We start from the raw sequence: 8,018 nt of genomic DNA, 5'->3' as shown, positions 1-8,018 counted from the left end.
TCCTCGCGCGCAAGCAGATCAACGTGGCACGCGACATGCTCAAGCACTGGTGCACCTGCGTCATGCGTTCCAAGGTCGAACCCATGAAGGAGGTCGCCGCCATGGTCCGTCGCCACCTCGAGGGCATCGTCGCCTGGGCCCAGACCCGCCAGACCAACGGCTTCCTCGAAGCGCTCAACGGCCTGTTTCAGTCCGCCAAGCGCCGCGCTCGCGGCTTCACCCGCTTCACCACTATCAGAACCGTCATCTTCCTGATCGCCGGCAAGCTCGACTTCGCAGTGATCAACCCTCATGCCCGGCAACCCACTTGAAATTCAACAGAGCCTACTGAAAAGGTTTGCCATCAGCACCCAGAAAAGGCACGATGGTCGTGTCCACCCAATAGTAGGAGCCATCCCTGGCCCGATTCCTGACCTCCCCACGCCAAACCTCGCCCTTGGAAATGGTCTGCCAGAGGCCGTTGAAAAACTCCTTCGGATGGTAGCCGGAATTGATCAGGCGATGGGTTTGCCCGAGCAACTCCTGACGGGAATACTGGGCAATCTCGCAAAATTTGTCGTTCACATCAATGATGGCCCCCGTGCTGTCGGTCACCGCGACGATCGCCGCCTGGTCCAAAGCAAACTTGATGTCGGACAGAGCCTTGCGCCGGCCTTCCAGCAGGGTATCCACCCGCTTGCACTCCTGCTCGAAGGTTGCCTGCCAGCGCAGAGCCAGACGATACACCGCCGCTCCGCCCGTGCCCAGCAGCAGAAACAGCAGCAAAGGCACCTGCATGCGCTCCAGCCAAGCCTGCCATACCACGCTCGCCGGCACGGTCACGAACGCCGTCAGCGGATAGCGGGCCAGGCGATGGTACCCCCCCAGGCGGAACTGCTTGTCGACGTTGGTCTTACCCTCATAGGTCCCCTGCATCCGGTCGGGCTGGGCGCGCAGCACCCTGGCCAGCGGGCCGGTCCGGGGCTCCCCGTAGATGATGGAGTAGTCCAGCGGATTCGGCCAGCGGCTCTCCAGATAGCCATCCTCCCGGATCAAGCCGATCACAGCTCCCCGCGGCAGGGTCAGGTCGCGCCAGATCGCCTGCTGATGGCTGAGCAAGAGCGTAGCGGCCAGCACGAATTGCAAGCGCCCCTGCGCATCCCGCACCGGGTACTGCAGCGGGATGACCCATCTTTTCAGCAGAGGACCCACGTAGGGCTGCAGAATATGCATCCGGGTGCCCGCAATGGTCTCCTGGAATTGGGGCCAAATCTGGGGGTAATCGCGCAGATGCGGCAACGGTCCGCCCGGCTCGACCGCGGTCGATGTCAGCACTTGGCCGTCGGGCCGGATCAGGTTGACCGAGGCCAAATCCGGGTTGCTCCGCTGGAAGCGCAGCAATAGCGCCCGGGCGCGCTCAGGATGGTGCACAGCATCTACATCCTGCAACTGCAGCGCCAGCAGGCGCTCGGCCGAGACATAGTGGTCGAAGAACTGATCCGCCGCCTTGGCGGCAAAACCGCTCAACTGCAGCAGGCGGCCCATTTCCTCACTCTTTTCTGCATGCCAAGCGTGCACCCCGTACAAAACGGCAAAGAGCCCAAGCAAGCCGGCCAACAGCCGAAAGGCCTGGACGAGAGGCCTGTTGGCCAGCAGCGTAGCGGGAAGGGAGGCGGCGTGCGGCATGCGGTCGCTTCGCGGGTAGCGGGTCGGAAGGGATTACCGGCCTGCACCGCTCGGATATTCCCCTCCGAGCCGAGCAGGCAAAGCGCCAGGATCGAACTGTCGTGTTGATATATGAATTATGTATAGACCCTGCATTGCGGATTGCAAACGCACGATTGCAATCCGCAATGCAGCCCGATGAGCGACATGGGAGCTGTGCGCCGCCTGTACCGCAGGCTAGGCTGCATTCACCCGGGCAAGGATCACGGCTGAGCGATGCCCCACCCTGGCGGAATGCCACTTCCGTGCCAAGCCGCTCGCAGCGCGCCACGGCGGCGAGGGTGCTTGCAGCCTTTCACCAAACCAGCATGGCCTGCACCCCGATCTTGACCGGGCTGCCTTGGAAGGCGCCATTGCTGCGCACGATGATGCGATCCCGATAGCGGCGCCCGGCCATGCCCGCGTTGAACTGCACCTTGAACACGTGCTCGGCGCCTGCGGCGATGGTCATCGGCAACCGGGAAATGCCGAGCAGGCTGAAGTCGGCCCCGCTTTCCAGGGCGATCTCCTTCACGACCAGATCGCCCGATCCGATGTTCCTCAACATCACTTCGGCCTGGGCCGGCACCCTGCGCACGCGGTGGAAGTTGATGAAGTCGGGGAAGTGGATGCGCGGGTTGCCCGTGGCACCCTGCAGGTGCAGCCGCATCTGCGGGTGTTCCGGATCATCGCTGACGATCAGCAGAGCCTCGCTGTCGGCCTGGCCCGGCGCTGGGTTGTGGTAAAGCACCTGCAGCATGGTCGCCGTGCCGGGCGCCACGGTGATGGGCAAATCCAGCGGCGGATCGAGCCGGAAGCTCTGCTTGCCACCCTCGCCGGCAATGGCGTGCACGGTCAGCGGTGCGTCGCCCTTGTTGGCAATCGCGAAGGAGTGGCTCTTGGCGATCCCGGGCGTGATGGCGCCGAAATCCAGCTGCGCGGGCTCGATCGCGATGCGCGGACTGGTCACGCCCTCGGCGCGCAACGCCACGCTGTGCTCCTCGAAGTAGGTCGCATCGCCTTGCACTTTCAGCAGCACAACCGCACTGGCATCGCCGCGCCGATCCGGAGCGTGCGTGACGACAAGGTCCCGCGACTGACCGGCCGGCACCTCTGACAACGGCTCGGCCGGGAGTGCGAACTGGCCAGCCGGCATTTCCTCGGTGAGCCGCAGCTCGACCAGCTGCGCGGTCTGATTGCCGACATTCTCCAGCGTGATGGTCCGGGTCCGCTGCTGTCCCACGATGCTGTCCGTGAATGCCAGGCTCGGCGTCACGATGCGCAGCTTGCCCCGCGGGCCGAGAGCCCTGACCGCGGTGCGCAAGGGCAAGCTGATGTGCGGAAACAAGGCATCGTCACTCTCGATGACCAACGCGCCCTCCACGGGTCCGGCCCTGGCGGCGCGGAAACGCAGGCGCAGCGCCTCGCGGGCGCCCGGCGCCACGGTAAACGGCAAGTCCGTGAGCAGTTCGAAGGCGCTTTGTGCCGCCCCCTCCACCCGGACAGCCGTGACCGTCACCGGCAGCTTGCCCCGATTGTGCAGGCAGCATTCGTGCACTGTCTCGCTCTCTTCCAGCTGCGGCACCGGCGTGTACTCGCGCAAGGCGTTCAGCGCGCCGTCGGTCACCGCCAGTCCGCCGATCCAGTCGATTGGCCCGCCGTCCGGAATCTGCGCCAGCGCGCCGCGGGGCAGCACCTGCACTGCCGCCTGCTCCATGCCGAGGGCCGCGCGCACCGCCGGGCGCTCCACCGGATGGCGGCGGGTGCCGTTGCAGTACCAGACTTGGTCGCTGCCGGCCTCCTGCAACAGCAGCTCCCCTTGCGGCACGCGCGGCAAGGCCGTGAGCGCGCCCGCGGGCAGTTCGACCACCACCGGCGCAGCCGCATAGCCGATGTCGCGCAGCGCCGCCTCGTCCGGCACCGGGAACAGCGCGCCCCGCAGCAGCACGCAGGTCTCGCCCCCGCTTTCCCGCAGCAGCCATCCATCCGGGACAAAACCCGCCGGCGAATCCGCGGGCGTGCTCTCCGCCGCGCCGGCCAATGCCGCCCATGGCGTGGACAGCGCCGTGAGCTGGTTCAGCAGATGGCGCTCCCAGCGCCCGGACCATTGCACCGCCTCCGCCGGCACCGGCGCCGCCAAGGCCTGCCGCGCTGCCACCAGATGTCCGAGCACCCATTTGCGCAGCCTGATCTCCCGCAACAGCGCATGCTGCTGACGGCGGCGCGCCGGCGCCGCAGCCGCTGCGAAATCAAGCTCCAGCTCCCAGGTATCCCGGCGCAACCGGGTGATGGCATCGGACAGGACGACCGCCCGGGCGCGGTCGAAGCCGGCCACCCGGGAGAGCACGTCGCCGGCGCGCATGAAGCCATAGTCCGTGTTGATGGCAATCAGGCCGGGATCGACCTGCATGGTGCCGTGCACGTCGAAGCTCGGCGCAATCACATGCACGGCCGCGCCCTGCCGGCTCGCTGCCCCGTGGACGCCATCCTCCATCTGCGATCCCGGGTGGCGCAAAGCCTGGGCCAATACGTCGGCGAGGCCCTGGGGCACGGCCGGCGGGGGCTCCCGTAGGCTGGAAGCGTCAATGGCATACACTTCGCCCGCTCCCATCTGCAGAGCCAAGCGCACCGGCACATCCGCCGCAACCGCTCCGACATAGGATTCCAGGCCCAGCGCCACGGGCGGGAGCAGGCCCGGAGCCGCTGCCGCAGCCAACACCGCAGCAACCAGATCGACCCGGGCCGTGGCAGTCGCGCCCTCGGCCAAGCAGCCCTGCAGCGCGTCCCAGGCTTGGCCGGCCTGCATCTGCAGCGCGCGGATCTCGCGCGTCAGCTCCGCCTTGCGCTTGGCCGGCTTGGCCGCGCGCCGCGCCTTGAGGCGCGAGCCGATCTCCTCTTGCAAGGCCCCGTAAGCTGCAGCCGCCGCTTGGCAACGTGCCACCGCATCCGGCGCTGCCGAAGCCACGACCGTGACGTTATCCCCCTCCAGCAGCCGCCCGTCTCCGGTTGCCCAGCGCAGCGTTCCCGATGCCAAGCTGGTCACGGCCATGCGCAGTTCGGTGCCCTGCGCCACCCGTGCCGGATCCAGGTTTGCCCGCTCGCGCAACAGTGCCGCCAGCGGGTCCAACGTGAACAGGGCAGCCTCCTGCGCCCCCTTCGCCGCCTTGGCCAGCGCTCCGCCATGCTGCAGCGCCGCCAGCAGCATCGCGGCCGCCGGATGGTCCAGGGCATCCTCCCCGGCCGCCGTCCCGAAAAGCGCCTCCGGGCCGCCCGCCGCCTGCAGCAGGCCGACCAACCATGGCTGCGGCTGAAACAGATCCTCCCACGCCTGCAGCCGACTCCAGATGTGCTCCAACTCCCGCACCGCCTGGCGCTGCTCGTCCGCCGTCCGTCCCTCGGCGAGCTTGGCCGCATTCATCGAGCCCATGCCGCTGCTCGTCAGCAGATCCGGCCGAATCCCAAATGCCGTATAGAGGCACTTCACCGCGCCCACCTGAAAAGCGCCTCTCGCGCCGCCTCCACTAAGTGCAATTGCCGTCTTCACCCAGCACCTCCTTTCGGCATTCGAGAAAAGGACCGCATACTGCCCCACCGCAGCCGCGACGAAAGCCCGCAACGGACACGCTCGCCTGTACGGCGCCGCCTGGTATCCAGCCCCTTACGGGGGAAGCTTGCTGTGATCGATCCGGGATATAGCCTGCCGCCTCTTGCCCACGCTTGTGTTTGTTGTTCTCGGGGTGCTCTGCCTTGGTAATCCGCCGAGACCGGGCGACAATGACTTTAACTTAGTGAATTACTGAGGAAACGGAATCCGTCTTTTGCCCTAGCAGAGGAATTGTGGAGTGCGCATCCCTGCGGGCGGAACTTGTGCCTGCTTGCACGCCGAAAGCTGCATTCGGCATGCCCTCGGGATTGAAGAGCATCAGCGATGAGGCACTCATGCAAAAATCAAGAAGACGATCCTGGTGGCTGTCTGGACCAAAATAAAAGGGCCCGGCTGTCGCCAGCCGGGCCGTTCAGTTTGCACGCTTGTCTGGAGCTGGCGACCGGACTCGAACCCGTGACCTGCTGATTACAAATCAGCTGCTCTACCAACTGAGCTACGCCAGCGTTTGAGGTATTCTAGGCAAGGGTAGCATGGTAATCAATCTTGGCCTTTTGCCGGCGCAAAAACTTCCTTTAGAATCAGGGATCTCCCCGGCCAAGGGCAGCAGTCTCCAACCCAGCCAGCACCTGCATGCCCCGCAGCACCAGGTCCGCCTCATAGCGCAAGGGATACAGCCCCTGCAGGACCGGCAGGAAGCGCTCTGCGCCGCCGCCGGTGATCAGCAGCCCGGCACCCGGATGGGCGGACAACAGGCCATCCAACGCTTGGCGCAGACCGCCGACGATCATGGCGTCCACACCCAGATGCATGCACTCGCTCGTTTTCGTGCCCACGCCGGCCGATCGATACGCCTCGCCGCCACCGGCTTCGAGCTGCGGCAGCAGGGCAGTAGCGGCATGCAGGGCATCCAGGCAGGCCTGCTCGCCAGGCATGACGAGGCCACCGGCGAAACGGCGCGCCTCCAGCAGCAGGTCGATGGTGGTGGCCGTGCCCATATCCACCACGATGGTGGTTTCACCCGGATGCATGGCAGCGGCGGCCAGGAGCTTGCACAGACGGTCAAAGCCCAGGCTGTCCGGCGGATTGTAGTCCATGTCCAGCAGCGACGCCGCCCGGCGGCGGGACAACGGCTGCAACGGCAGGCGCTGCGCCAGGAGCTGCATCGCTTCCGGCACGACGCCGCCGAGGTAACAGGCCCCGGCTGCGTCGAGCAGTTCGCGACAGGCTGGCTCCCGCTGCAAGGCCTCCACGTCGGCCGGGCTGCGCGGCGTCGGCAGGACGCATTTGCGGAAAGCCCCCACCCCGGCCAGGGCCAACACGGTGTGGGTATTGCCCACGTGCACGAAGAGCGGCTGCCTTGCTTCAGGCATGGCCGTGGGGACGCACGCTCACTTCGCCGGAGTGCAGATGATGCACCTGCCCGCCGGCAGCCACGCGCAGATGACCTTCGGGGGAGACGCCGCAAGCGATGCCCACCAGGGACTCGCGCAAGCCGCTGACCTGGACCTCCCGACCACGCAGCAAATCATAGCGCTCCCACAGGCCCTCGAAGGCGCCCAGGCCCGACTGGCAAAAGAGCTCGTAAGCGCGGAACAACTGGGCGAGAAGGCGGCCGGCCAGAACGTTGCGATCGGGAGCTGCACCCGGCTGCACCAGGGCCAGGCTGGTCCATGGCTGGTCCACCGGCAAAGCGCCGCTTTCCCGTGCGTGCACGTTGACGCCGATGCCCACCACCAAGGCGCAGGGGCCCTGCACCTCGCCCTGCAGCTCCGACAGGATGCCGGCCAGCTTGCGCTCCTGGTGCCACACATCGTTGGGCCACTTCACCCCGTGCCCGCGGATACCCAACTCATTGAGCGCCTCCGCCAACGCCAGACCGGCGACCAGAGTGAAGGCGCCGAGTGCGGCCACAGGCCGGTCAAAGCGCAACAGCACGGAAAGATAGAGGTTTTCTCCCGGGGGAGAACACCACGCCCGCCCGCGCCGGCCGCGGCCGCGCAATTGCCCTTCCGCCAGCACGACCGCGCCATGTGCCGCACCTTGGCGCGCCAGTTCCAGCAAATGGGTATTGGTTGAGTCGATCAGATCGTGCACCTGGATCTCTGCCGGAGCGGTCTCCGCGCCGGCCGCCGCACGGATGGCCTCGGCGCTCAGCGGCTGGTAGGGAAAAGCCAATCGGTAGCCGCGCCCCGGCGCGTGGATGACAGGAAAGCCCGCCTCCTGCAGCTGATGCACCGCCTTCCACACTGCCGTGCGGCTGACACCCAGGCTGGCGGCCAGCTTGGCCCCGGAATGCAAGTCTTGATCGGCAAGGCAGGACAGCAGGGATTTCTGCAGGGAGGTGAGCATGGAGGGATTATAGTCAGCCCCGCCCGACAAAAACAAACCCCCGGGCGTGGGCCTGGGGGTTTGTGGGGGGGTGATTGGGTGCCTGGCAGTGACCTACTTTCACGGGGGGAGACCCCCCACTATCATCGGCGCGGTTGCGTTTCACGACCGAGTTCGAGATGGGATCGGGTGGGTCCACAACGCTATGGCCGCCAGGCAAAAACAAAACAGGAAGAGTAGCGCACAAGTTTGCTGCTGCGCCCGACCCAAAGCCATTTTGGCGTTATATGGTCAAGCCGCACGGCCGATTAGTACGGGTTAGCTGCATCCATTACTGGACTTCCACATCCCGCCTATCAACGTGGTGGTCTTCCACGGGCCTTCAGGAGCCTTCCAGGCT

At 66.2% G+C, this 8,018-nt stretch carries 5 protein-coding genes, 1 tRNA gene and 2 rRNA genes; 1 reads left to right on the top strand and 7 read right to left on the bottom strand.

Annotated elements, in window-relative coordinates:
• Nucleotides 1-311, top strand: a 311-nt coding sequence (locus G579_RS0113155) for a transposase (protein WP_028990538.1), incomplete at its 5' end; no start/stop codon positions are given.
• A 13-nt stretch (nucleotides 312-324) separates the two neighbouring features.
• On the opposite strand, the gene G579_RS18385 is transcribed toward G579_RS0113155, so the two are convergent.
• From G579_RS18385 to G579_RS0113120, 7 genes are all read right to left on the bottom strand, one after another.
• Nucleotides 325-1,524 carry a PAS domain-containing protein gene (locus tag G579_RS18385; RefSeq protein ID WP_051181647.1) on the bottom strand — a complete coding sequence of 400 codons (1,200 nt, stop codon included), beginning with the start codon at nucleotides 1,522-1,524 and terminating at the stop codon, nucleotides 325-327.
• Nucleotides 1,525-1,999: 475 nt separating this feature from the next.
• Nucleotides 2,000-5,227: a choice-of-anchor D domain-containing protein gene (locus tag G579_RS0113145; protein WP_269137067.1), complete on the bottom strand. Its 3,228-nt coding sequence runs from the start codon at nucleotides 5,225-5,227 to the stop codon at nucleotides 2,000-2,002.
• A gap of 490 nt (nucleotides 5,228-5,717) precedes the next feature.
• A tRNA-Thr gene (locus G579_RS0113140) sits at nucleotides 5,718-5,793 on the bottom strand.
• A gap of 75 nt (nucleotides 5,794-5,868) precedes the next feature.
• Nucleotides 5,869-6,660 (bottom strand): type III pantothenate kinase, encoded by a 792-nt coding sequence (locus tag G579_RS17635; protein WP_081662800.1) that lies wholly within the window; start codon nucleotides 6,658-6,660, stop codon nucleotides 5,869-5,871.
• Nucleotides 6,653-7,639 carry a biotin--[acetyl-CoA-carboxylase] ligase gene (locus G579_RS0113130; protein WP_028990536.1) on the bottom strand — a complete coding sequence of 329 codons (987 nt, stop codon included), beginning with the start codon at nucleotides 7,637-7,639 and terminating at the stop codon, nucleotides 6,653-6,655. Before G579_RS0113130 ends, G579_RS17635 begins: the two co-directional genes overlap by 8 nt.
• 80 nt (nucleotides 7,640-7,719) lie before the next feature.
• A 5S ribosomal RNA gene (rrf, locus tag G579_RS0113125) occupies nucleotides 7,720-7,835 on the bottom strand.
• A gap of 70 nt (nucleotides 7,836-7,905) precedes the next feature.
• Nucleotides 7,906-8,018 (bottom strand): 23S ribosomal RNA (locus tag G579_RS0113120); the annotation flags it as partial.

Origin of the sequence: Thermithiobacillus tepidarius DSM 3134 (assembly GCF_000423825.1) — a bacterium.
Lineage (GTDB): Bacteria > Pseudomonadota > Gammaproteobacteria > Acidithiobacillales > Thermithiobacillaceae > Thermithiobacillus > Thermithiobacillus tepidarius.
This window is presented reverse-complemented; position numbering and strand designations above follow the sequence as displayed.

Excerpts from the sequence above, each read along its gene's own strand:
- G579_RS17635 (WP_081662800.1), bottom strand. The coding sequence starts at position 6,660 with ATGCCTGAAGCAAGGCAGCCGCTCTTCGTGCACGTGGGCAATACCCAC.
- G579_RS18385 (WP_051181647.1), bottom strand. The coding sequence starts at position 1,524 with ATGGGCCGCCTGCTGCAGTTGAGCGGTTTTGCCGCCAAGGCGGCGGAT.
- G579_RS0113130 (WP_028990536.1), bottom strand. The coding sequence starts at position 7,639 with ATGCTCACCTCCCTGCAGAAATCCCTGCTGTCCTGCCTTGCCGATCAA.